At 50.9% G+C, this 22,843-nt stretch carries 22 protein-coding genes; 12 read left to right on the forward strand and 10 right to left on the reverse strand.

Annotated features, from left to right (window positions below; genetic code table 11):
* Positions 1 to 142: 142 nt before the first annotated feature.
* A complete protein-coding gene (locus ACO0LI_RS27315) occupies positions 143 to 709 on the reverse strand; it encodes a DUF3455 domain-containing protein (protein ID WP_423036683.1) in 567 nt (188 codons plus the stop codon).
* A gap of 229 nt (positions 710 to 938) precedes the next feature.
* Here ACO0LI_RS27315 and ACO0LI_RS27320 point away from each other — a divergent pair, with 229 nt between their 5' ends.
* Positions 939 to 1,499 (forward strand): hypothetical protein, encoded by a 561-nt coding sequence (locus ACO0LI_RS27320; RefSeq protein WP_423036685.1) that lies wholly within the window; start codon positions 939 to 941, stop codon positions 1,497 to 1,499.
* 65 nt (positions 1,500 to 1,564) lie between these two features.
* On the opposite strand, the gene ACO0LI_RS27325 is transcribed toward ACO0LI_RS27320, so the two are convergent.
* A complete protein-coding gene (locus ACO0LI_RS27325; protein ID WP_423036687.1) occupies positions 1,565 to 2,548 on the reverse strand; it encodes an endonuclease/exonuclease/phosphatase family protein in 984 nt (327 codons plus the stop codon).
* 186 nt (positions 2,549 to 2,734) lie between these two features.
* Between ACO0LI_RS27325 and ACO0LI_RS27330 the strand changes: the two genes are divergently transcribed.
* Positions 2,735 to 3,928, forward strand: coding sequence for a glycerophosphodiester phosphodiesterase (locus tag ACO0LI_RS27330; protein WP_423036689.1), 1,194 nt, complete (start codon positions 2,735 to 2,737; stop codon positions 3,926 to 3,928).
* 77 nt (positions 3,929 to 4,005) lie between these two features.
* Here the strand turns inward: ACO0LI_RS27330 and ACO0LI_RS27335 are convergent, their stop codons facing one another.
* The 3 genes from ACO0LI_RS27335 to ACO0LI_RS27345 all read right to left on the reverse strand — a co-directional run bounded on the left by ACO0LI_RS27335 (position 4,006) and on the right by ACO0LI_RS27345 (position 6,432).
* Positions 4,006 to 5,205 carry an alpha/beta hydrolase family protein gene (locus ACO0LI_RS27335; protein WP_423036691.1) on the reverse strand — a complete coding sequence of 400 codons (1,200 nt, stop codon included), beginning with the start codon at positions 5,203 to 5,205 and terminating at the stop codon, positions 4,006 to 4,008.
* 218 nt (positions 5,206 to 5,423) lie between these two features.
* Positions 5,424 to 6,230, reverse strand: coding sequence for a zeta toxin family protein (locus ACO0LI_RS27340; RefSeq protein ID WP_423036693.1), 807 nt, complete (start codon positions 6,228 to 6,230; stop codon positions 5,424 to 5,426).
* 1 nt (position 6,231) lies between these two features.
* On the reverse strand, positions 6,232 to 6,432 hold the full coding sequence (locus ACO0LI_RS27345; protein ID WP_422953555.1) for a hypothetical protein: 201 nt from the start codon (positions 6,430 to 6,432) through the stop codon (positions 6,232 to 6,234).
* 471 nt (positions 6,433 to 6,903) lie between these two features.
* Between ACO0LI_RS27345 and ACO0LI_RS27350 the strand changes: the two genes are divergently transcribed.
* Both ACO0LI_RS27350 and prfH read left to right on the forward strand, forming a co-directional pair.
* Entirely contained in the window at positions 6,904 to 8,097 is a 1,194-nt protein-coding gene (locus ACO0LI_RS27350; RefSeq protein ID WP_423036695.1) for an RNA ligase RtcB family protein, read from the forward strand.
* Complete coding sequence (gene prfH, locus ACO0LI_RS27355) at positions 8,097 to 8,729, forward strand: peptide chain release factor H (RefSeq protein WP_422953553.1); 633 nt, start codon at positions 8,097 to 8,099, stop codon at positions 8,727 to 8,729. The genes ACO0LI_RS27350 and prfH overlap by 1 nt, the downstream gene beginning before the upstream one ends.
* On the opposite strand, the gene ACO0LI_RS27360 is transcribed toward prfH, so the two are convergent.
* Positions 8,726 to 9,181: a MerR family transcriptional regulator gene (locus tag ACO0LI_RS27360; protein WP_422953552.1), complete on the reverse strand. Its 456-nt coding sequence runs from the start codon at positions 9,179 to 9,181 to the stop codon at positions 8,726 to 8,728. The genes prfH and ACO0LI_RS27360 overlap by 4 nt on opposite strands.
* A gap of 228 nt (positions 9,182 to 9,409) precedes the next feature.
* Between ACO0LI_RS27360 and ACO0LI_RS27365 the strand changes: the two genes are divergently transcribed.
* Complete coding sequence (locus ACO0LI_RS27365; protein WP_423036697.1) at positions 9,410 to 11,827, forward strand: penicillin acylase family protein; 2,418 nt, start codon at positions 9,410 to 9,412, stop codon at positions 11,825 to 11,827.
* 41 nt (positions 11,828 to 11,868) lie between these two features.
* Here the strand turns inward: ACO0LI_RS27365 and ACO0LI_RS27370 are convergent, their stop codons facing one another.
* The 4 genes from ACO0LI_RS27370 to ACO0LI_RS27385 form a co-directional block, all read right to left on the reverse strand.
* Complete coding sequence (locus ACO0LI_RS27370) at positions 11,869 to 12,984, reverse strand: AI-2E family transporter (RefSeq protein ID WP_423036699.1); 1,116 nt, start codon at positions 12,982 to 12,984, stop codon at positions 11,869 to 11,871.
* Entirely contained in the window at positions 12,981 to 13,463 is a 483-nt protein-coding gene (locus ACO0LI_RS27375) for a cyclic nucleotide-binding domain-containing protein (protein ID WP_423036701.1), read from the reverse strand. Before ACO0LI_RS27375 ends, ACO0LI_RS27370 begins: the two co-directional genes overlap by 4 nt.
* A 323-nt stretch (positions 13,464 to 13,786) precedes the next feature.
* Positions 13,787 to 14,767, reverse strand: a complete 981-nt coding sequence (locus ACO0LI_RS27380) for an aldo/keto reductase (protein WP_423036703.1) — start codon at positions 14,765 to 14,767, stop codon at positions 13,787 to 13,789.
* Positions 14,764 to 15,699, reverse strand: a complete 936-nt coding sequence (locus ACO0LI_RS27385; RefSeq protein WP_423036705.1) for a DMT family transporter — start codon at positions 15,697 to 15,699, stop codon at positions 14,764 to 14,766. Before ACO0LI_RS27385 ends, ACO0LI_RS27380 begins: the two co-directional genes overlap by 4 nt.
* Before the next feature lie 118 nt (positions 15,700 to 15,817).
* Here ACO0LI_RS27385 and ACO0LI_RS27390 point away from each other — a divergent pair, with 118 nt between their 5' ends.
* From ACO0LI_RS27390 to ACO0LI_RS27420, 7 genes are all read left to right on the forward strand, one after another.
* Positions 15,818 to 16,720, forward strand: coding sequence for a LysR family transcriptional regulator (locus ACO0LI_RS27390; RefSeq protein ID WP_423036707.1), 903 nt, complete (start codon positions 15,818 to 15,820; stop codon positions 16,718 to 16,720).
* Positions 16,721 to 16,868: 148 nt separating this feature from the next.
* Positions 16,869 to 18,080 carry an acyl-CoA dehydrogenase family protein gene (locus ACO0LI_RS27395; protein ID WP_423036709.1) on the forward strand — a complete coding sequence of 404 codons (1,212 nt, stop codon included), beginning with the start codon at positions 16,869 to 16,871 and terminating at the stop codon, positions 18,078 to 18,080.
* A 12-nt stretch (positions 18,081 to 18,092) separates the two neighbouring features.
* Positions 18,093 to 18,890 (forward strand): methionine ABC transporter ATP-binding protein, encoded by a 798-nt coding sequence (locus ACO0LI_RS27400; protein ID WP_423036711.1) that lies wholly within the window; start codon positions 18,093 to 18,095, stop codon positions 18,888 to 18,890.
* Positions 18,883 to 19,545: a methionine ABC transporter permease gene (locus ACO0LI_RS27405; RefSeq protein ID WP_423036713.1), complete on the forward strand. Its 663-nt coding sequence runs from the start codon at positions 18,883 to 18,885 to the stop codon at positions 19,543 to 19,545. Before ACO0LI_RS27400 ends, ACO0LI_RS27405 begins: the two co-directional genes overlap by 8 nt.
* A gap of 27 nt (positions 19,546 to 19,572) precedes the next feature.
* Positions 19,573 to 20,403: a MetQ/NlpA family ABC transporter substrate-binding protein gene (locus ACO0LI_RS27410; RefSeq protein ID WP_423036715.1), complete on the forward strand. Its 831-nt coding sequence runs from the start codon at positions 19,573 to 19,575 to the stop codon at positions 20,401 to 20,403.
* A 10-nt stretch (positions 20,404 to 20,413) separates the two neighbouring features.
* Positions 20,414 to 21,802 carry an LLM class flavin-dependent oxidoreductase gene (locus ACO0LI_RS27415; protein ID WP_423036717.1) on the forward strand — a complete coding sequence of 463 codons (1,389 nt, stop codon included), beginning with the start codon at positions 20,414 to 20,416 and terminating at the stop codon, positions 21,800 to 21,802.
* 44 nt (positions 21,803 to 21,846) lie between these two features.
* On the forward strand, positions 21,847 to 22,833 hold the full coding sequence (locus ACO0LI_RS27420; protein WP_423036719.1) for an aliphatic sulfonate ABC transporter substrate-binding protein: 987 nt from the start codon (positions 21,847 to 21,849) through the stop codon (positions 22,831 to 22,833).
* Positions 22,834 to 22,843: the final 10 nt, after the last annotated feature.

The following is a 22,843-nucleotide window of genomic DNA, read 5'->3' on the forward strand; positions in this document are numbered from 1 at the left end:
GAAAGGTGTAGGACGTTTTTTGAATGTGAAATCTATGCTTAGTTTTGACATGCCATGATTTGGCAGAGTCCCGCAACGTAATGGCAAAATGCCGATGCGACGAGAATTCGCTGCATCGGTCAATAATCATTTACGGTTGTGATTACTTCCAGAAAATATAATCCGCCTGGTAATTCACCGTCTGCTTGCTACCAGCACTACCAGCATCACAAGTACCGGATGGTGCCACACCGCCTTTGGTTGCAACCCGTTGTATGTAAGTGACGCCTGTCATGGCACCGCTGCCAGTCGCAGGATTGGCTTTGACCAGTTGATACGGGATATTGCCTGTGCCTGCTGGTGCGACTGCGACCTGGGTAGCGGTGACTTTGGAACCGTCCAGGTTTTCCCATGTCGCTGGTGGGCCATAGTATTTGCCAACTTTGGTGCCGCTGCGATCACTGAGTGTGGCGTCCGGGCCGACGAAGGCCCATTCAAACTGGCCTGCCATGTCTTTCTTGGCGCGGCATTCATAAGTGATCAAACCTGCGCCTACTGTCTGCATGGCGACTTTATTGCCTGCTGGCACCTTGACTGCATCTGGCAAGCTGTCTTGCGAGTAGGTGGCTGCCATGGGGCTCATGGAAGTGCAGCCCGCCAATAGTGCGCTGGCCAGCACGGTGGAAATGCAAGCAGCGCGCGATGCGATAGTCAGAGTGTAGGCTTTCATTTAAGGCTCCTGTATGGTGGTTGGGGTATCAGTCTTTGATGACCAATATTTCAGATACGCAGGAGACTCATGAATGGATTCAACATTCTTTAAATAAATTAATCATTCACCAAAACTATTTGGCGGGATCAATTCTCCTCAGGCTGAATTTATTTCACTGTAAAATTGCCCACCATATATGCAAGTAGAAATCTGAGTGTCAGGTTTGCAACTTTAAGAGAAAATCAGCATGAACAAAAATCCGGCGCAATCTGAAAAAGACTTGCGTGCCCTGCTCAGGGCAAATAAACAGACGCTCAAGAGCATGAAGCTGCCGCAAGCCCTGAGGCTGATGAGCGCTTATTACCAGGATGTACGCGACTACGACGTCATCGCTGCTGAAGGCGATGGCCTGGTGGTGTATGACGACATCACCAATCGCGGGCGCGGTACGCGCTTTGAAATAGGTATCGTCCGTCTGTTTTGCGTGCCTACAGAGAAGACCAGCACAGAGCCGCAGCCTGCCCTGCGTTTGCGGATGCGTCTGTGCTACAAGTTTGACATGGATATTGCGACCAGCGTACTGGCAGAAGACACCTGGTCATATCACTGCTGGTCTGTGGCCGGCCTGACAGGAATGCTGGATAAACTGAAGGGCGAAACGGCTTATCAGGTTTTGCAAGACAAGCAGCCTGCCGAAGTCAATATCAGTCTTGAGGAAACCACTTATCTGTCATCCAGAAAACAACCCGCTGCCGATGCCCAGCAAAACTGGTGGGCGGTCTGGGATACAGACTGGGATACTAACTAGGATAGCGACTGGGATAGCGACTGTGAACACAAACTTTACTGAGCAGCGGCAAAGCTTGCAGCAACTCACTTCGATTTTGCCTGAATAATTTGATTCAAGCGAAAACCTTCGATGTCGGTCTTGATCTGTATCCAGACCGGGAAATGGTCAGACATCTGGTAGCTGAATTGCTGCAATGTGTAATTCTTGCCTGGATATAGTCTGGCGATATTGGCCTCATCGACAAAAAAATCGACCACCCCGCCTGCATTGGTAAAATTCTCAGGCACGGTAGGCAAATGCAGTATCTGGTCATAACGCGCATTGCCCTTCAGATTAGACCCGCCTATGTTGCGCTTGCCTGCTTTTAATTGCACCAGTGGCTTGGGTATCTGCAAGCCACAATCTACCAGGGCTGCAAACAATTCATCCTTGATGGTCGGCGTATTAAAATCGCCAAACACGATGAGGTCATGGTCTTCTACATATTTACTCTCAAAGCGGCGCTTGATCCAGTTGCTGAAGCGCTGTAATTCATCACGGCGTGCGGCGGTGCTGTCACCCCACCTGGCATGCAGGGCCAGCGCCAAAAAATCAAAGTTACCGGCCCTGAATGAACACAGGTATGGTGCGCGCCAGTAAGATTCTTTGGTGACCCATTCATCACCTTCCTTTACCCTTTGAGCCTCTACTTCAGCGGCGAGACCAGTATGTGTCACAGCCCTTCTGTCATATAGAAAAGCGGTGCGTTCATCATTGCCACCGCGGTCATCTGACCAGTCTGAATACACTACGCGCCATGAGTCGCCGAGGTAAGTCATGACCTTGCCCAGGTCTTCGAGATTATTGCGCAATTCAACTATGGCGATCAGATCAAATTGACCGAGGATTTCTGCGATGTAATGGATTGATGCTTCATTGCGGGATTTCCGGCCAAATTCGCGGATATTCCAGGTGGCGATATTGATGGTCTCATCCAGCTTGGAGGAAGGTATTTCTGCCTCCTTGATGCTTTCTTTCAATACCAATAAACCTGCTGCGATTTCTGCAGATACTTTGCCGTGATGCATGATTACCCCCTTGAAAATCTGGCTATTTCAACTGGAACCAAGTACAGAAATGCGCATATCGGCGCTCATCATAGCATCGCAAAACCGAGCAAAAAATATTTTTCAGACAAGTGTAACAATTGTAACTCTGTCATTACATCGTCATACACAACTTATATCGTCGCTCTTTTTTACCGAGAGACGCTCATGCAACCTACACGCACTCCAGAATATCTATTGGCATCTTCCCTGCTGGTCTTGCTCAGCGCCTGCGGTGGCAATAGCCTGCAGCCTTTACCTACCCTGAATGGCGACAAACCTTTGGTGGTTGCGCACCGTGGTGCATCCGGCTATTTGCCAGAAGAGACTTATGAAGCCTACGTGAAAGCGATTGACCTGGGTGCAGATGCGATAGAACCCGACCTGATTTCGACCAAAGATGGTGTACTGATTGCGCGCCATGATCCTAACCTGGCCTACAGCACCGATGTCGATAAACACCCTGAATTTGCTTCCAGAAAAAAAACCATAGACGTCGATGGCGAAACCCAAACCGGCTGGTTTGCCAGCGATTTTACGTTTGCAGAAATCAAGACACTGGGTGGCATCTCCACCGATGCTGAACGCCCGCAGCAATACAATGGCTTGTATAAAATCGTCAGCTTCCAGGAGATCATCGATTTGGTCAAAGCCAAGAGCAAAGAGACCGGCCGCACGATTGCAGTCTATCCTGAAACCAAGAACCCCAGCTATCACCGCGCACTTGGTTTGCCGCTGGAAGACAAGCTGATAGACCTCATCACCAAAGCAGGCTGGAATGATAAGACTGCACCTATTTTCGTGCAGTCGTTTGAACCAGGCAGCCTGAAAGAAATGCGCAGGAAAGGTTTGAACGTCAAGCTGGTGCAATTGATCGATGCAGATGATGTTGATCTTAAAACTGGTGCACTGACTTTTGCCGCACCTTACGACCGCCCTTATGACTGGGCCCTGGCGGGTGACAAGCGCCTGTTCAGCGACATGGTGACACCTGCAGGCCTGGCCGAGATCAAGACTTATGCCGATGGCATAGGCCCTTGGAAACGTTACATCGTCAGCGTCAAGGGTACCGTGGGTGCCGACGGCAAACTGGTCGATGTGAATGGCGATGGCAAGATCAATGAAACTGATGCCACTACCCTGGCACCAACCAGCCTGATCAGCGATGCACACAAGGCTGGCCTGCTGGTACATCCTTACACTTTCCGTAATGAAAAGCGCCGCCTGGCAGCCAACTACAATGGTGACCCCAAGGCAGAATACCTGCAATTCTTCCGTCTCGGGATTGATGGCATGTTCTCTGATTTTGCCGACACCGCACTGGCTGCACGTGCAGATTATCTGAAAGAAACAGGCCGCTGATTTATTTCATCAGCATCTTGTATTTCATGCGTGAAGTGTCTTCACTTCACGCATGACTTTACGCACGAATGACTGGCTTATAGTCCTTTAGCCAGAGTCCCCAGGCGAGTAATATCATTGATGAGGAAAGCCGGTACACAGGGGATATGCTCTGCCGGTTTGACCGGGCAATCCATGCGGTCCAGCAGTGTGCCTGCGCCGCGTCTGGTCATGGCCTGGAAGGCGGAATCAGTATTCCCATAAGGCACGGTCGTGTCATCACGGCCATGGAAAAATGAGATAGGTGATTGCGGTGTCCAGTCATTTACATTACTTTGCGCGATGATGGCAGCATCATCATCGTTGAGGAAATTGTCGAGAAAAGCAGGGTCAAATACGATATCGCTATTGCTGCCCAATGCAGACGACAACAAGAGATTACGCACATTTGCCCTGTCATTCGCACCGAGTTTTTTCAAGAAACCGGGGCTGATGAGTGCGCCGACAATAGGGTTCTCTTTGCGTACCGCATCAAGCATCGCGTTCAGCGTCAGCACTACATCGTAAGGCCCGGCACCAATATAGGTGCTGACAGGCAAAGCACCTGCCCTGTTTTGTGTCAGGTAACGCAGCGTTGCCATGCTCGCGTACGCGCCTTCTGAATAACCGGTTAAAAACATCTGGCCATTGTCAGCAATGGATTGCGTCTGCCGCCAGCGCGCAGTGGCCGTCATGAAATCAGCCACTGAAAGAGCAGTCGGTGTTGCCAGCAGATAAGGATGTGGCAGCCCCCTGGACACACCATAGCCGACATAATCAGTAGCACTGACCAGATAACCCATGGAGGCGAACAGCACTGCCGGTTCATCTGCAGTGGCATGGTTGCTCGGTGCCTCAGCATTGGTTTTGATGGTTGCATGCTGGTAACTGAGTACCGGGCTGGCCAGGCTACCCGTCTTGCGCGGGATAGCCGCCAGACCAGAGGCCACCACACTGCGGCCACCGGTGTCCGTCGTGGTATAGGTAATCTTGTAGGTATCAACTGCATACAAGGGCTTGATCACTGCCGTCACTTCTTTTGGCAAGGCAGCAGTCACATCAGCAAGGCTGATGGTTTTGATAAATGTGGCAGTATCGAAATGCCCGGGGCCAGGTGGATTAAGCACATCTGGCGTGGTGACAACGGGGGTGGTCACCGGGCTGGACGAAGAACCGCCGCCGCATGCCGTTACTACCAGGCACGCAGCAAGACCGAGGATGGTGCCAGCCGATGTGTGTTTTAGCAAATCAAATTTCATATTTTCTCCCATTATTGCTGAGGATATGTTTGCCCCCTATGAGGGCATCAGCCATTACCATGCTGGCATGCTTCAGAGATGTCTTAACTAAAAGCAAGCGTCTGCACGCGGTCTTAAAAACAGGCACATCTACCTATAACGGCAAAAAGCGGAATCGGATGACAACAAGCAAGAAGAGACAAGCAGAATGATCACAATCTTATTTCAATGCCATCACTTCATGGTTTTGATCTATCCAATTTGGTCGATTCGTTGACAGCGGCAATCATTCGATTCGAAGGACTATCTTGCACTGACAGTACATTGGTACCGTGATTGACAATTGCAATCGATTTTTCTGATTTTTCTGAGGTTTCTGAGCTTTCTATGGCTGTCACGGGAATTGCAGCAATTTCGTTCCCTTTTTCTATTGACTTTGATTGAGTCTGGCTGGCTTGCATTCCTGCCACAATTTTAGTCTCTATCGATTTAATCCAGTTTGGCGCTTCTTTATCTGTCAGTTTTGTAATTTGATTATTTTCAATTTTCAGATAGGTAACTGGCATCGCGCCAGAATTGTCACGTATCAGGGTCTTGTCACAAATTGCGACGGCCCTGACCAGGTTTTCCTGGCTTTCCGTATATCGCCTGCGGATCACATCTTCATCAATATGATGACCACCTTTTGCGACACGGTTGGCTACCCGCTCTACATTGACATCGGCATTGTTTAGTCCTACGTAACGCAATTGCACCTGAAAGCCTGCAGCTTTGGCTTCTTCCATACGTCTGAGTATGCCATTGCCGGTAAGCGTGGTTTCCATCGTAAAAGACGTCTTTGCTGCCAGAGCTTGCTTGAACTGGTGTATTGCTTCACGGCCTGCGGCGACATCAACAGCACGCGGGTCTTGAGGGTTCATGACGCGGGCGATGGCATCGGGGTCTATGTGTTTGCTGATCTTGCTGCCTGAGTCGATTTCGCGCAAAGTGGATTTGCCCGAACCATTCGTGCCGCCATAAAACAGGGCGATGGGGCGCTCACTCATGTTACGACTTTTCTACCGGTACATCATGCACACGCGTGATGACACCATCAGGAGTACGCCTGACCAGATAACCTTGCTCATCGACATAACTGATGGTCTCAGTCTCGTTGAGTTTTTTGATATGCTCTGCAAACTTCTTGTCCAGTTCCAGCTCGTGCAGATCATCTTCGCTCAATTTGTTTTCCTGATTCGACTGGCTCATTTTTATTCCCGATGACGGCAAAGAAAGTGGAAAATCTTTACTTCAAATTTTGATTCTAGTCGCTTGGTAGCGAAAGAATAAATGAAGTTGCAATATGTTACGCGCTGGCTTTCGCTGGATTTAAGGCATAGCCAAGGTACAAATGCAGAAATACAAATGTAAAAAATTCCTTGCCAAAACCAAAATCCATCAGCTACTATCAAACCCTCACCTCAACCAACATCATCTGAAAGGAGATAAACATGCGACTACTACCAAACCTCTCTCCTTCATTGGGTCTGGTTTTCTACTGCCTGCATTAATTCGTATTTAAGCGCGCGTATTTCATAGCGTATATTTCATCGTTCTGTTGATACAGCGTACGCGTCTGCAAGCATTTCATCTTAGCCTTCATCTTTTCAGCATCTGCTGGTGATTTGATACGTCTATACCAGTGCCCAATTCCTAAAAAATATTATTTGGAATTCCTCTATGGGCAATTTTATTCAGCAATTGTCTGAGCGCGTATCTGTGATCGCTTCAGACCGCTTGTGGCTTGAAGACAGCGCGATACAGCAACTCAAAACCACAGCACAATTAACACATATGGTCAGCGTAGTAGGCCTGCCTGATTTACACCCGGGTCGTGGCTACCCTGTGGGTGCCGCATTTTTATCACAAGACCATTTCTACCCTGCCCTGGTTGGCAACGACATAGGCTGCGGCATGAGCCTGTACCAGACTGACCTGGCGATCAACAAGGTCAAGCTGGACAAACTCGACAAGCAAATCGGCAATCTTGATGAACCTGTCGATGAAGATGAATGGCAGCAATTGCTCAGCCTAGATCCTGATCTGGCAGTAAAAAAACAGGCCATCGCAGATGGCTTGCTGGCAGCGGGACTGGATTTACTGCAAATGCGCTCACTCGGCACTATCGGTGGTGGCAATCACTTTGCTGAATTGCAAATCACTGACAGAGTTGATGATGCAAGCAGCTACGACGCAGCAAACTTGCATGCGAAACGTGTGCAATTACTGGTGCATAGCGGCTCGCGTGGTCTCGGGCAATTCATCTTGCGTCAGCATGTCGATGCGCATAGCCACGCTGGTCTCGCAATTGACAGCAAAGCAGCGACAGACTACCTGCGCAAGCATGATGCCGCGCTGGCGTATGCCGCATTGAACCGCGCCATGATCGCCGCACGTATCTTGCGCCGCCTGCGTTGCCGTGGCGAATTGATACTCGACGTGCATCACAATCTCGTTACCCCTGTAAAAGCGGATGGCAAGAGTTTGTGGTTGCATCGCAAAGGTGCCAGCCCCAGTGATCAGGGCATGGTGATGTTGCCGGGTTCACGCGGTGATTACAGCTATCTGCTGCAACCAAAAATAGAGAATGGCGTAGCCAGTTTGCATTCACTGGCGCATGGTGCAGGTCGCAAATGGCAGCGTACTGATTGCAAGGACAGATTGTTTAAACTGGCGACACCAGATCAATTGAGCCGCACAGAATTTGGCAGTCGCGTGATTTGTGCTGACCGTGCCCTGATTTATGAAGAGGCACCGCAAGCCTACAAAAATCTTGATAGCGTACTTGATTGCTTGCTGGGTGCCGATCTGGTCACCGTCATCGCCCGCAGCAAACCCCTGCTAACCTACAAAACACGTGGGGAGTGCTGCTGATGCTGCATCTACAAATCACCGCGAATACCGGCCCGGCAGAATGTTGTCTGGCTGTTGCCAAGGCTTTGCAAGTCTTCAATAAAGAAGCGGCCAAAGCAGGTGTCACTGCGCGCATCATTGAACAAGTCGATGGCCCGTATGCTGGCAGCCTGCGCTCTGCCTTGCTGGAATTGACAGCTGATAAAAATGAAGATGCCGCGCAAAATCTGGCGCAGGCGTGGGAAGGCAGCCTGCTATGGATCTGCAATAGCCCTTACCGGCTGGGCCATAAACGCAAAAACTGGTTTTTGGGTTGCAAAGTATTTCAGGCTGGCAGCACCATGCCGGAGAGTGAAATACGTTATGAAGCTACACGAGCATCCGGCCCCGGCGGCCAGCATGTCAACAAGACTGACAGTGCCATACGCGCCACGCATATTGCAACAGGCATTTCAGTCAAGGTACAGACTGAGCGCAGCCAGCACGCCAACAAGCGCCTGGCCGCGCAACTGCTAAGCAGCAAACTGGAAGAATTGCATGCTGCCAAAGAACGTGACAGCAAGGCCGAGAGGCGCATGCAACATCACGATACAGAAAGGGGAAATGCCAGACGCATATTTGTAGGCATGGATTTCAAGGAACAAAAAGCTTAACGCCCTTTTGTGACAGGTTTTTTGAAGGCCTGCTTTGCGATTGCCGCACCAGCACCGCTGCCGCTATCGGTGGCGGTGCTTTGTGTGGTCGTGACTGGCAAATCAGGTTTGCAAGTCAGCAAGGCAAAGGTCGCCTGTAATTCTTTTTTAAGGGTTTTCAACTGACGCATGTGCGCGTCTATCTGTGCCATCTTGTTCATTAATTGCTGCTCTATATCGGCACGGCCAAACTTGCCCTCTGCCAGACGCGGCAAAATGTTTTGTATTTCCGCCAGAGAAAATCCCAATGCCTGCGCACCACGGACAAAGCGCAGGGTTTGTACATCGGCATCAACATATTTGCGGTAACCATTACCCTGACGCGGGGCGGGCTTGATGATGCCCTGTTTTTCGTAATAGCGCACGGTGTCGGTCGATACTTCACAGAGTCCTGCAAACTGGCTGATGTTCATAGACTACTCCAGATTCAAATCTTTCTTGACTATGGAGTGTAGTCCAAGCTTTAGGCTGGATACAAGACCCAATACAAGATCAAATAATTTCGCTTTGCAGCAAAAGCCCTTGCAAAGTGATTATTGCTTGACTGCGCTAGCAGCTTGCGAAATGATGAGAGCCTTGCTTAAAAAAGGCAAACAAATATAACAATGGGCAGGCCAAAGACTGACCCAGATGGAGACAAGATGAATAAAATATTGAAACGCACGACCATAGGTCTGGCGGTAGTACTGGTTGTGGGCGCAACGGTCGGATATCTGAAACTGCGCAGTTCCGGCCATCCACAAATCGATGGCGAAATGCAATTGGCTGGTTTGACTGCTCCAGTCAAAGTCTTGCGCGATGAGCTGGGCATACCCTATATTTTTGCCAGAAATACACCTGACCTGTTACGTGCCCAGGGTTTTGTGACTGCACAAAACCGGCTGATGCAGATGGAATTATTCCGCGCTACCTGGCGTGGTGAGTTGTCAGCCATATTGGGTGCCGAGACTGTGCCCAGCGACATACGCATGCGTGTGCTGGGCATACGCCGCAATGGTGAGCGCCATGCAGAAAAACTCAGTCCTGAATCACGGACTTTTTTCCAGCATTATGTCGATGGCATCAATGCCTATATCAAGTCTTATCCCGGTGAACATCCCGTAGAACTCAAGGCCATAGGTCTGGTGCCACAAGCCTGGACGGTGGCTGACCTGGTAGCGCTGGTGCATTACATCCATTACACCCATTCAACCAATTTCAAGGCGGAAGTCATCGCGCAAAAGCTTATTGATCATCTGGGTATGGAAAAAGCACGCGAGATTTTCCCGCTGACTGTGAATCCTGACTGGAAGACTGCGCCCACTACGCAAGCAGCAAACCAGCAGGCACAATTCGCACAATTGAACCTGGCATGGAGTGATCTCAATATCGCACCAGAGACTTTGAATCATCAGGGTCTGGGTTCAAACAATTGGGCCGTTGGCCCATCGCGCTCGCAATCAGGCAAGGCCATGGTGGCGAATGACCCACATCTGGACAACCGTATCTTACCTGGCACCTGGCACCCGGTAGGTTTGTTTACGCCTGAGATACAGGCGGTAGGTGCAGCGATACCCGGTATGCCTGGCATTATGGTGGGACGCAACAAACACGTGGCTTTTGGTGTCACGAATGCTTATGGCGATGTGCAGGATTTGTATGTGGAAAGCCTGGACCCGGCCAACAAAGATCATTACATGGACGGTGGCCGCAGCGTGCCATTCACGGTCATCACTGAAAACATACGCATCAAGGACAAGAGCGCCACAGGTGGCTACCGGGATCAGGCACTGGTCATACGCTATACCAAACGTGGGCCAGTGATTACCGATCACCCCGGCCTTGGCCCCAAGGGTGACAAGCTGCTGGTCTTGCGCTCTACCGATGCCGAAGTATTGACACCGCAGATCGGCATAGAGGGCATGCTGACTGCCGCCAATGCCGCTGACTTTGACAATCAGGTACAGAAGATAGATTTGATGATGTTCAATTTTGTCTTTGGTGATGACCAGGGAACTATCGCTCACCGTGCCACTGGTGCGGTGCCGATACGCTCAGGCGCTGACGGCGGCTTCCCGCGCCTGCCACCGATAGATGGTAGTGATGACTGGACAGGCTTTATTCCCAAGGACAAGATGCCCGGCATGCTCAACCCGGCACGTGCCTGGGTGGGCACCGCCAACCACGATACCCGGCCTGAAGATTTCCCCTGGTATTACACCAATTATGTCTCGCCGAATTATCGCTATACCCGCATAGGACAGGTACTCGGTGCGGCACAAAAAATGACGGTGGAAGATCACTGGAAACTCATGCATGACAGCCGCAACCTGCAGTCAGATGCCTTGCGCCCTGCCCTTATTGCTACGCTGGAAAATGATACTGCAAACAAAGACCTGGCTGCCATACTCAAGGCCTGGGATGGCAGGGACGATGCGGCCCTTGCTGCCCCGCTGGTCTATCAGGCACTGTACCGCGAAGTCGTGATAGGTACTTTCAGTGATGAACTGGGCGACGATGTCGCCAAAGACATGCTATCGACCTGGTATTTCTGGCAGCAGCGTTTTGATACCCTGCTGGCCAAGCCGGACTCCATCTGGTTTGACGACGTGCGCACCAAGGACAAGCGTGAAACCCTGGCCGACGTGATACGTGCTGCCGCACCACGCGCCCGGGCAGAGATAGAAGCCTTGCAAGGTAAAGATACAAGCCGATGGCGCTGGGGCAAGGCGCATACCGTACGCTTTGTCAGCCCCTTGCGCCGCAATGGTGCGGGACAGGAATTGCTGGGTGGCTTTACTGTTGAACGCTCGGGTAGTGGCGAAACTGTCAGCCGTGGCGTCTATGATTTTCAGAAACCCTACGAATCTAACTTCTTCGCCTCCATGCAAGTCATCATGGACTTTGGTGACAATGAAAAGATAGAAGCGGCAATGGCCGGTGGCGTCAGTGAAAGGCATTTTCAGGAGCACCAGAATGACATGGCCAAACTTTGGGCAAAAGATGAACGCCGCCCGTGGTGGTTTGCGCCTGACAAAGTGGAAGCCAATGCCAGACACAGGCAAACCCTGAAGCCTTAAAGCAAAAATGGCAGCCTCATCGCTGCCATTTTTTTCTATTTTTAGTCTTTCAAGTCAAAACTGACCTGTCGCTCACGCAAGGCTTTGGCATGGCGGTGACGTGCCCGCAAACGGGGGTTGGTAATGACACTCCCTACTGTCTCACCCACCACCATGGCAATGCCCAGTATAGGTAACACCAGCATCAGGCCGGCGATACCAGCCAGCTCGCCACCGACGAAAATCATCAATACTGAAATAAGCGGATGCATGTGCAGGCTACGGCCCAGGGTCATGGGCATGAAAATAAAATCGTCGAGCAAACGTACGGTGATGAAAACAGTAATCGCGCCATAAGCCAGCAAGGGAGTATCAGGCGCATCGGTAGCCGCCACCAGTACCACCATGATGCAACCCAGTACAGAACCAACAAAAGGCACCCATGCGAGAATGGCGGATATCAGCGCCAGTGTGAATGGTGCTGATATACCTATAGACCACAGTCCCAGCGCTAGTATGAGGGTATCGATTACCGTCAGTTTCAACAAGCCCTGAAAGTAACGGCGCGCAGTCTGGCCAATTTCATGCATGAGAAACAGGGTTTCTTCAAAAAAAGCATTCGGCACAGCGCGTGCCAGAAATTGCTTGAACTTGCGGCCATCACGCAAGAAAAAGAAAGTCAGAAAAGGAGTCAGGAAAACCGCCGGCAATACTCCCGCCATGGAAACCAGGATGTTGGCGACATATTGCTGGGCAAAATTATCGGTGTTACTCGCCATCCATGCATTCACTGATTCGCTCGCATGTGCCTTACGGAGTATAGAAAAATTCTCTTCCATGGTCTGCATGGAATTGTGCACGAAACGTATTCCGCCATCGACATAATGCGCGAACATGTCTTGCAAAGATCCTGCACGCAAAGTGAATTTATTAATGATGTAGGCCAGTGCCAAAGCCAATGCAATAAAAAAAATACCACCAACAAAAGTAGCTGCCAACTCACGCGGCAAACCCAGCAGGCTCAGGCGCGCCACTGCAGGCACGAGGATGTAATACAGTATCATTGCAAACATGAACGGTATCAGCAGCCACAAGACCTTGGGCAATAAAAATAGCAGCGCGCAAGTCGATGCAAGTACACATAGCCAGACAATGGGGCCAGATTGACGCTGGTTCACAAGGCCTCACTACGCGAAACATCATCGAGGGAATCACGCAGGCGGCGGCTATTCAGGCGAGCCAGTTCCAGCGAAATTTTGTAACCGATGACGGCATTGGTTTCCAGTAAAGAGCTGAAGTCAGCACGGAAAAATACCGCGACCTCACAATTCTCTGCCGCCTTGGCCTGCGCGCTGCGCGGAGAATTATCCAGCAAGGCTACGTCACCGAAAAAATTACCCTCGGTCAGATTGGCAATGAACTCATCACCATGCTCGCGCCTGCGGTTGATACTGACTATCCCAGACAGGATGATGTACAAGGCCTGCCCTTCCTCACCTTCATCAAAGATGATTTCATTGGCAAGATACTGCCTGTCGTGCAACATGCCATCAATGATTTTCAACTCACGCGGACTCAGGGTGGCGAACAATGACATACCTGACAAGCGTTGCAGGCGATAAGAGGCAGGAGGCTGCCTTATCCAGGTGAGTGTCATGTGCGTCCTTTAGTATTGATAGCAGAGCAATCCACAATTATGCTGTACCCAGCGGCCCTTGCCCATGAAAATCTCATGCGTGGTACCCAGGAGTTACACTAAAAACGTAGATATTAGCACCACAAATCCCGCAAAAACACTTTCACATTTGTTTTCCCTGCTCTATTCCCCTTTTTGCAGCATGCCACGGAATAACAGAACGTCAAGCACACATGCAGACTGGCATCAGGATGCGTATGTGTATAAACAAGCTACAAGTGGACAATGAGAGTACTGTCTTCACCAAAAGAGCTGAGTCTTATATGATTCAGCATTGGTGCAGCTCACCTGTCCACCATGGCCATTCTCTCTTTGCTGTAACGCTCACCGGCCACAGTTTGCATGGCCAAGCCCAGGGCTTGCCTATCCACATCATCCAGCACTACCTCGCTGGCCAGCAGATTTTCTTCCAGATACTTTACGCGTTTGGTGCCTGGAATGGCGACAATGTCTAGCCCCTGATGCATGACCCAGGCCAGGGCCAATTGAGCGGCGCTGATATTTTTAGTCTTGGCAATTACCCTGACCTGGTCGGCTGCCTGCATATTGCGATCAAAATTCTCACCCTGCAAACGCGGATCAAGATGGCGAAAATCCGTCGCAGGATAAGCTTCAGCACGTAGCGCGCTACCGCTGAGAAATCCACGTCCCAGCGGGCTGAATGGCACCAGGCCTATACCCAGTTCACGCAAGAGTGGCAAAATCTCGTCTTCCAGATTGCGCTCCCATAAGGAATATTCACTCTGCAATGCACTGATGGGATGGACAGCATGTGCGCGGCGTATGGTATTGACACTTGCTTCTGACAGACCAAGGAAGCGCACTTTGCCCTGTTGTACCAAATCAGCCATACAGCCTATGACTTCTTCGATCGGGATAGCAGGATCTACCCTGTGCTGATACAAGAGATCAATGTAATCCGTACCCAGTCTTTGCAAAGAACCTTCTACTGCCTGACGTATATGTCTGGGGTGGCTGTCCAGGCCAGTTATTTGAGTGTTTTCTATCTTGAAACCGAACTTCGTGGCGAGTACGACCTCACTGCGTCTGCCCTGCAAGGCTTTGCCCAGCAAAGCTTCGTTGGCATAAGGGCCGTATTGTTCTGCCGTATCAAAAAAATTCAAACCCACTTCCAGCGCCCTGTGGATGGTGGCTATGCTTTCATTTTCATCGGCAGCACCATAGGCTGTACTCATGCCCATGCATCCCAGCCCAAGCTCAGAGACGAGCAAACCCTGTTGCCCCAGTTTACGAATTTTCATCATTTGATTCCATTTCTTAAATTCAAAGTTCGCATCAACATAAGCAGATTCCACTCACGCTGATTTGCCAGCACGGCGATCAAGATCATGGCCATGCCCAGCAATTGCACGGCACTCAAGACCGTAGAAAAAAACCACACATCAACCAGCAAAGCCACCAGCGGATAAATAAAGGACAAGGTAGCAATATTCGTGGCCGACAGCTTTTGAAAAGCATCGTACATGAGTTTATACATCAACCCGGTATGTACAAAGCCCAGCAACAATAAACTGCCCCAGCTTTGCCATTGCCAGCTCCAGCCAGATAAATCTGCCATTGGCGCCAGCACCACGGCGCCAAGCAGTAATTGCACACTGGCGATCTGCGCCGGGGCTATGCCTTGCAACTTGCGCGTCGCCAGGGTAGCGAAGGCATACAGTAAGGCTGCCAGCAAAGCCAGCCCGGCACCTGCCAGGGCCTGGCTAACATGTCCGTCGGCACTGCGCAGGAAATCATGCCGGATATCCAGACCCGAACTGAACACCACGCCAGCAAAGGCCACCAGCAGGAATGGCAGTTTACGCCAGAGTTGCCCATCTCTTTGCATCATGGCCAGCAGGATCAGTAAAAAGAAGGGTTGCACGTGATAGACCACCGTGGCGATTGAAATACTGCTAAGCCTGTAGGCAGAAAACAGGCATAACCAGTTGATGATGAGGGCTACGGCTCCTAACAATAGCCACTTCACTTGACTGGCATTCAAGTTTTGCCAGCCGCCTTGCCAGTACAGCAAGGCCAGCAGGCTGAGGCCACCAATCAGGCAGCGTAATAAAACCACCGTCATTGCTGGCTGCCCGCTGGCCATTACGAACAGGCCTATGGTGCCGGACAATGTCATTGCCGCTACCATTTGCCATTTGCCGGAGTTTCCAGAGCTTTCCAAATTGCTGTTCATCGTATCCGCCTGCTTCTGATTGAATAGCTTCCATTATCGACAAGCTGACACTCCTCAACAATACGCATAAAATACAAATGATTATTGCTCTACAGGCATAAATAAAAGGACATGCGTGATGGAAATGCTTAATGAAATGGCGATCTTTGCCCAGGTAGTGGAAACTGGCAGTTTTTCGGCGGCTGCCCGGCAACTGGGTGTGAATACCTCAGCCATCAGCCGCCATATCACGCGGCTGGAAGCGCATATGGGTGGCAGATTAATGCAAAGAACCACGCGTTCATTTGCCCTGACCGAACTGGGGCAGGAGGTGCTGACAGGCAGCATGCGCATCTTGCAGGCAGCACGTGAAACCCATGCGCTGGCAGGCACTTACAGCCAGCATCCCAGCGGCGTGATACGCGTGACTGCCCCAGTCGTATTTGGTGAAGTCTGGCTGGCCCCCTTGCTACCTGGTTTTCTGGATGCCTATCCCGATGTGTCTGTGCGCCTCTCACTGATAGACAATACCCTGGACCTCATCGATGAAGGTGTGGATCTGGCGATACGCATTTCTCGCGAACTATCCCCCGGTCTGGCAGCCCGGCCACTGGGCAAGATGCGCTATGTGCTGGTGGCTACGCCAGATTATCTGCAACAGTCTGGCTACCCCACTGAGCCAGATGAGTTAACTGCACATCGCTGCATTTATCTTGGCTATGGCAGCTTTGGTGATCACTGGGTCATGCAAAAAGGCAAGCAACAATGCAATGTAAAAATCCCGGCGCGGCTGACCATCAACAATAGTTCAGCGATACTTGCTGCCACCCTCGCTGGTGGTGGCATAGGCCTGGTTCCTGACTTTACAGCACATGCTGCCATCGCCGCGAAACAGGTGGAAGTTGTTTTACCTGATTGGGAATTTTGCGCGCCTTATACGGGCAATATTTATGCTGTCTACACACCCGGTAAACATCTGGCCTTGAAGATCAGGGTCTTCATCGATTATCTGCTACAGGCACAAAATTCAAAGGCATCATAAGACTGCGCGTCATGCGCATTTCAACTATCCAATCTTGATTTTCTCCATAGGTCAATAACGCATAAGGTAAGCTGGATTTGTTCGTGTACGCGCATAAGGAGCAATGTAATACTGATTTTTCAAATTATTTTGATATATCAGGTTTGCCATGCCTTTTGCTCTCCACAGCCGCGTTACACCTACTTCTTCGTCAGATCAGCAAGACGACGCTCTGGCTATCGCCACTGCTTTGGCTGATCAACTGGCCAGCACCGCCGTTGAACGTGACCGCGCAGGCGGGCATGCGCAGCAAGAGCGTGAATGGATACGTGCCTCTGGCTTGCTGACACTCTCCATCCCGGTAGAATTTGGTGGCCAGGGTGCGGACTGGTCGCTGGTGTTTCAGGTCATACGCCTGCTGGCCAAGGCCGACAGTGCGCTGGCGCATGTCTTCGCTTTCCATCATTTGCAACTCGCTGGCATACAGCTGTATGGCAATGCGCAGCAACAACGCCGTTTGCTGGCAGCGACGGTAGAACAAAGATTTTTCTGGGGTAATGCCCTTAACCCTCTAGACAAGCGCACTACAGCGACGAAGACAGATGGTGGCTATATCCTGAATGGCATCAAGAGTTTTTCATCTGGCTCTGTGGGTGCGGAATGGCTGACGATCTCGGCCTGGGATGAACAGAATCAAAGTGCCCTGATCGCCGCAGTGCCAACAACGCAAAAAGGTATCTCGGTACAAGCTGACTGGGATGCCTTTGGTCAAAAACAGACGGATAGTGGCAATGTGCATTTTGAACATGTCTTCCTGCCTGCCGATCTGGTGTTGCAAGCGCCAGCAACACTACCCACTGCGCAGGCCACTCTGCGCTCGCAAGTTGCCCAGCTCATCATGACGAATCTGTATCTGGGCATAGGCCTGGGTGCGTTTGATGCAGCCCGCCAATATACGCAAGAGCAGGCCAGGGCATGGTTTGCAGCGGGTGTGGATAAAGCCACGGACGATCCTTTCATACAACACCGCTACGGAGAACTATGGCTGCTATTGCGCCCCGCAGTTGCCCTCGCAGACCATGCGGCAGCGAGTCTGGAAAAGGCTTTTCGTCAGGGGCCTTTGGTCACCGCAGAAACCCGCGGTGAACTCGCAATTGCAGTGGCAGAAGCAAAGTGCCTGGCGCACCGCGCGGGTATAGAAGTCAGCTCGCAAATGTTTGAACTGACTGGTGCCCGTTCCACCTCGGCACGCTATGGCTATGACAGGTTCTGGCGCAATGTCAGGGTACATACCCTGCATGACCCCATCGATTATAAATTGCGCGACCTGGGTCGCTATGTATTGAATGGCAGCCTTCCTGAACCTACGGCATATTCTTGATCGGCAATAAACGTGAGCACACCTATTATACAAATACAGTCTGTCAGCAAGGCTTTTCCTCTACCGGATGGCAAGACTTTTCATGCAGTCAAATCTGTCAGTCTCGATATTGAACAAGGCGATATCTTTGGCCTGATCGGCAAAAGTGGCGCTGGTAAATCAACGTTACTGCGACTGATTAATTTGCTTGAACGTCCGGATAACGGCACAGTCGCCGTCGCCGGGCAGGAACTGACCAGACTAGGTAAAAAAGAACTGCGCGTCGCCAGGCAAAACATAGGCATGATTTTTCAGCAATTCAATTTGCTGCAAAACGCCAGTGTGTTTGAGAACGTGGCCTTTCCATTGAGAATACACACGAAGCAAAGCAGACATGAAATCGCCGGACGTGTTGCTGAATGCCTGGACATTGTCGGTCTTTCCAATAAGTCAGAAAGCTACCCAGCCCAATTATCCGGCGGCCAAAAACAACGCGTGGCAATTGCCCGTGCGCTGGCCAGCAAACCCAATGTGGTCTTATGCGATGAACCGACCTCGGCACTGGATGCAGAAACCACACGCGAAGTGCTAGATACGCTGCGGGATATCAACCAGCGCCTGGGCGTCACTATCGTCATCGTCAGCCATGAACTGTCTGTGCTCAGTACCATCTGCAATAAGGTAGCCGTTATCGAAGACGGTGAAATTGCCGAGAGTTTTTCACTGGCCGATACAGGCATCCTGCGCAAGACTGCGCTCGGCCGTGAGCTTGCTTTTCATGGACAGGAAAATGGCAGCAATGCACAGTGGAAGGAGTTAAGCCATGTTTGAAAACCTGACTTCATTATTGCCAGAACTGGGTACAGCTGCATTGCAGACTTTCACCATGCTGGCCATAGGCCTGAGTGCTGCGGTGCTGATAGGCGGCCCGCTGGGTGTTTTGCTTTTCCTGGTGGGTGACGGTCAGTCGCTGCAAAACCGCCCACTGGCAGTTTTCCTGGGTTGGCTGGTGAATACCATACGCTCATTCCCATTCATTATTTTGCTAGTGGCGCTGGTGCCTTTCACACGTTTCATAGTCGGCACCTCAATAGGCCCACTGGCAGCAGCCGTGCCCTTGTCGATTGCGGCCATACCCTATTTCGCCCGTCTGGTAGAGCAGAGTTTTCGTGAAGTGCCACGCGGCGTGATTGAAGCTGCGCATGCCATGGGCGCGTCTGAGTTGCAAATCATTCTCCGCGTCTTGTTGGTGGAAGCACGCAGTGGCCTGGTGCTGGCACTGACGGTATTGGCGATCAGCTTCCTGTCTTACTCCGCTGTCGCTGGTGTAGTTGGCGGCGGCGGCATAGGTGACCTGGCGATACGCTATGGATATTACCGCTTCCAGACCGATGTCATGTTCATCACGGTTGCCCTGCTGATTGCACTGGTGCAGATCATACAGTTCACGGGCAACCGTATTGCCCGCCATATCGATAAACGCTAATTCTTTATTTTTCAAAAGGACACTCTCATGCATCGTCGCCCATTCCTGCTAGCTACACTCGCTCTTGCACTCTCCACTACTTTGACTGACTCAGCCTTCGCAAAAGACCCAAAAGAACTGGTGATAGGCACCAGTGCTGGTCCCTATGCTGACCAGGTCAAACTGGGTATCAAACCCATACTGGAAAAACAGGGTTACAAGGTCAAGGTTGTCGAATTCAATGATTATATCCAACCCAACTTTGCACTGGCAGAAGGCTCACTGGATGCGAATGCCTTCCAGCACATCATCTATCTGAAGAAATTTTCGACCGACAATAAACTGGCACTATCGGAATTGATCAAGGTGCCAACTGCACCGATTGCCATCTACAGTAAAAAACACAAGTCCCTGAACGAAGTCAAAGAAGGTACAACCGTTGCCTTGCCCAATGACCCGACCAACCAGGCGCGGGCGCTGGTCTTGCTGGATCAACTGGGCTGGATCAAGCTGAAGGCAAATATCGACCCTATCCGTGCATCTGAAAAAGATGTCGCTGACAACCTCAAGAAAATCAAACTGATACCACTGGAAGCAGCACAATTGCCACGCTCTCTCGAAGACACTGATTTCTCTTTCGTGAATGGCAATTTCGCACTGGCGTCTGGCCTGAAACTCAATGAAGCACTGGCGCGCGAAAAAATCTCCCCCAATTATCAAAACCTGGTTGCCATACGCACTGATGACAAGAGCAAACCCTGGGTAAAAGACCTGGAAGCAGCTTATCGCTCCAGGGAATTTTTGGAAGTAACCAATAAACATTTTTCGGGTTTTGCCAAACCTGATTATCAGGTAGCACTTGAAGTCGCAGCCAAGTAAAAATATTTTTATGAGCAAAAAGCTTATCCGCTTCAATGCATTCCAGATGAACACGGTCGGGCATCAATCGCCCGGCATGTGGCGTCATCCCAGGGATAATAGCCATCGCTACACCAGCGCAGATCACTGGACAGAGTTGGCACGCCTGCTGGAAGAAGGCTTGTTTGATGCCATCTTTCTGGCAGATGTGCTGGGTGTATATGACGTCTATGCCGGTGACACCGATGCAGCATTGCGCCATGCGATACAAGTGCCGTTGAATGACCCGCTGGCACTGGTGCCGCTGATGGCTAGCGTCACCAGACACCTGGGCTTTGGGGTGACTTGCGCACTGACTTATGAACACCCTTATACTTTTGCGCGACGCATCTCTACCCTGGATCATCTGACACAGGGACGCATAGGCTGGAATATCGTGACCGGTTATCTGGATAGCGCAGCCCGTAACCTGGGCCTGCAAAAACAACTAAGCCATGATGAGCGCTATAACCTGGCGGATGAGTACATGGAAGTGGTCTATAAATTATGGGAAAAAAGCTGGGATGATCAGGCTGTGGTGCGCGATAAGGAGCGTGGTATTTATACCGACCCGGCGCATGTGCATGCCATAAATCATCATGGCAAATACTATAGCGTGCCCGGCATACATTTGTCCGAGCCTTCACCGCAAAGAACACCCCTGTTATTCCAGGCGGGTAATTCAGCACGCGGCACAGCCTTTGCGGCTCAGCATGCAGAATGCACTTTCGTCAGCGGCCCCAGTAAACATGTGGTGAAGCGCTATGTTGATGATACTCGCGCGGCATTGAAAACTGCTGGGCGTGAAGCTGGCGATGTGTATATCTACGCACAAGCATTGATCATTACGGCAGAAAGCAGCGAAGCTGCAAAAGCCAAATATCAGGAATATCGCCAGTACATTGATATTGATGCTTCACTGGCTTTATTGTCTGGCTGGACAGGTGTAGATTTTTCGAAGTTGCCACTGGATGCGACTATCGATTACATAGAATCTGAAGCGGGCCGCTCTGCGCTGGCTTCATTCAGTTCTGCTGACCCTGGCAAAAAATGGACAGTGCGCGAAGCCGCAGAATTTATCGCCCTCGGTGGCCGTGGCCCTGTGCTTGTTGGCGATGCAAGGGAAGTGGCTGATCAACTCGAAGCATGGCTGGATGAAACCGGCATTGATGGCTTCAACCTGACTTTCGCTCTCGCGCATGAAACCATCAGAGATGTGGTGAAGTTCATCGTACCGGAATTGCAGAGACGTGGCCGTTATAAAACCAGCTACAGCGATGGTACTTTGCGCCAGCAGTTATTCCAGCGAGGCTCACGACTTCCAGAAAACCACATAGGCAGGAATACACATATCAACAAACCGCTGGCTGATGCGGCCTAAAAGATCGCATCCAATAAAACACAATAACATCATCAGGAAACGTCATGAAACGCCGCCATTTTCTACAACTATCTACTGTCGCTGCAACCACTGGCATTGCGAGCTTGCCATCACTCGTCCATGCTGCATCACCGCTCAAGGAATTGCGTCTCGACTATGCTTATTACTCGCCAACCAGCCTGGTGTTGCGCCGCTTTGGCTGGCTCGAAGAAGAGTTCAAGGCAGATGGTACGAATATCAAGTGGGTGCTCAGTGCAGGCAGTAACCGCGCACTGGAATACCTGAATGCGAATAGCCTGGACATAGGTTCCACCGCGGGCCTGGCAGCCTTGCTGGCCAGGGCCAATGGCAACCCCATCAAAACACCATATATTTTTTCACGCCCTGAATGGACGGCGCTGGTAGTGCGCAAGGATTCTGCGATACACACTTTGGCCGATTTAAAAGGCAAGAAGGTCGCCGCGACCAAGGGCACTGATCCTTATCTGTTTTTACTGCGCGCCTTGAAGACCGCAGGCCTGAAACGTTCAGACATTGAACATGTGGGCTTGCAACATGCCGATGGCCGCGCCGCGCTGGAACAAGGCAAAGTAGATGCCTGGGCAGGGCTTGATCCGCACATGGCAGCCAGTGAACTTGAGGCCAATTCGCGCCTAATTTATCGTAACGTCGCTTTCAATACTTATGGCTTCTTGAATGTACGTGAAGAATTCCTGAACAATCACGGACCGGAAGTAAGTCGCGTATTGCGGGCCTATGAAAAAGCCAGGGCATGGATACGTACTAACCCAACTGAGGCGGCGAAAATTTTGTCTGAAGAAGCCAAGGTCAGTTTGCCAGTGGCTTTGTTGCAAATTAAATTGCGCAGTGACTTTAGCAATGCCCTGCCATCGAATGAACACATACAGGCCTTGCAGGTCGCCGCGCCTATACTGCAGGATGAAGGCCTGGTGAAACCGGGTGTTGATCTGAACCGTACCATACTCGACCTCATCGATACCCGCTTTGCCCAGAAGCTGATCACGGTGTAATCAAGCAGAC

The organism is Undibacterium sp. Tian12W, assembly GCF_049339405.1.
Classification (GTDB): Bacteria; Pseudomonadota; Gammaproteobacteria; order Burkholderiales; family Burkholderiaceae_D; genus Undibacterium.

Coding starts and splice junctions, on each gene's coding strand:
- ACO0LI_RS27410 (WP_423036715.1), top strand. CDS start 19,573: ATGCATCGTCGCCCATTCCTGCTAGCTACACTCGCTCTTGCACTCTCC.
- prfH (WP_422953553.1), top strand. CDS start 8,097: ATGCTGCATCTACAAATCACCGCGAATACCGGCCCGGCAGAATGTTGT.
- ACO0LI_RS27335 (WP_423036691.1), bottom strand. CDS start 5,205: ATGAAATTTGATTTGCTAAAACACACATCGGCTGGCACCATCCTCGGT.
- ACO0LI_RS27330 (WP_423036689.1), top strand. CDS start 2,735: ATGCAACCTACACGCACTCCAGAATATCTATTGGCATCTTCCCTGCTG.
- ACO0LI_RS27395 (WP_423036709.1), top strand. CDS start 16,869: ATGCCTTTTGCTCTCCACAGCCGCGTTACACCTACTTCTTCGTCAGAT.
- ACO0LI_RS27315 (WP_423036683.1), bottom strand. CDS start 709: ATGAAAGCCTACACTCTGACTATCGCATCGCGCGCTGCTTGCATTTCC.
- ACO0LI_RS27365 (WP_423036697.1), top strand. CDS start 9,410: ATGAATAAAATATTGAAACGCACGACCATAGGTCTGGCGGTAGTACTG.
- ACO0LI_RS27350 (WP_423036695.1), top strand. CDS start 6,904: ATGGGCAATTTTATTCAGCAATTGTCTGAGCGCGTATCTGTGATCGCT.
- ACO0LI_RS27415 (WP_423036717.1), top strand. CDS start 20,414: ATGAGCAAAAAGCTTATCCGCTTCAATGCATTCCAGATGAACACGGTC.
- ACO0LI_RS27345 (WP_422953555.1), bottom strand. CDS start 6,432: ATGAGCCAGTCGAATCAGGAAAACAAATTGAGCGAAGATGATCTGCAC.
- ACO0LI_RS27380 (WP_423036703.1), bottom strand. CDS start 14,767: ATGATGAAAATTCGTAAACTGGGGCAACAGGGTTTGCTCGTCTCTGAG.
- ACO0LI_RS27320 (WP_423036685.1), top strand. CDS start 939: ATGAACAAAAATCCGGCGCAATCTGAAAAAGACTTGCGTGCCCTGCTC.
- ACO0LI_RS27325 (WP_423036687.1), bottom strand. CDS start 2,548: ATGCATCACGGCAAAGTATCTGCAGAAATCGCAGCAGGTTTATTGGTA.
- ACO0LI_RS27420 (WP_423036719.1), top strand. CDS start 21,847: ATGAAACGCCGCCATTTTCTACAACTATCTACTGTCGCTGCAACCACT.
- ACO0LI_RS27390 (WP_423036707.1), top strand. CDS start 15,818: ATGGAAATGCTTAATGAAATGGCGATCTTTGCCCAGGTAGTGGAAACT.
- ACO0LI_RS27385 (WP_423036705.1), bottom strand. CDS start 15,699: ATGAACAGCAATTTGGAAAGCTCTGGAAACTCCGGCAAATGGCAAATG.
- ACO0LI_RS27375 (WP_423036701.1), bottom strand. CDS start 13,463: ATGACACTCACCTGGATAAGGCAGCCTCCTGCCTCTTATCGCCTGCAA.
- ACO0LI_RS27360 (WP_422953552.1), bottom strand. CDS start 9,181: ATGAACATCAGCCAGTTTGCAGGACTCTGTGAAGTATCGACCGACACC.
- ACO0LI_RS27405 (WP_423036713.1), top strand. CDS start 18,883: ATGTTTGAAAACCTGACTTCATTATTGCCAGAACTGGGTACAGCTGCA.
- ACO0LI_RS27340 (WP_423036693.1), bottom strand. CDS start 6,230: ATGAGTGAGCGCCCCATCGCCCTGTTTTATGGCGGCACGAATGGTTCG.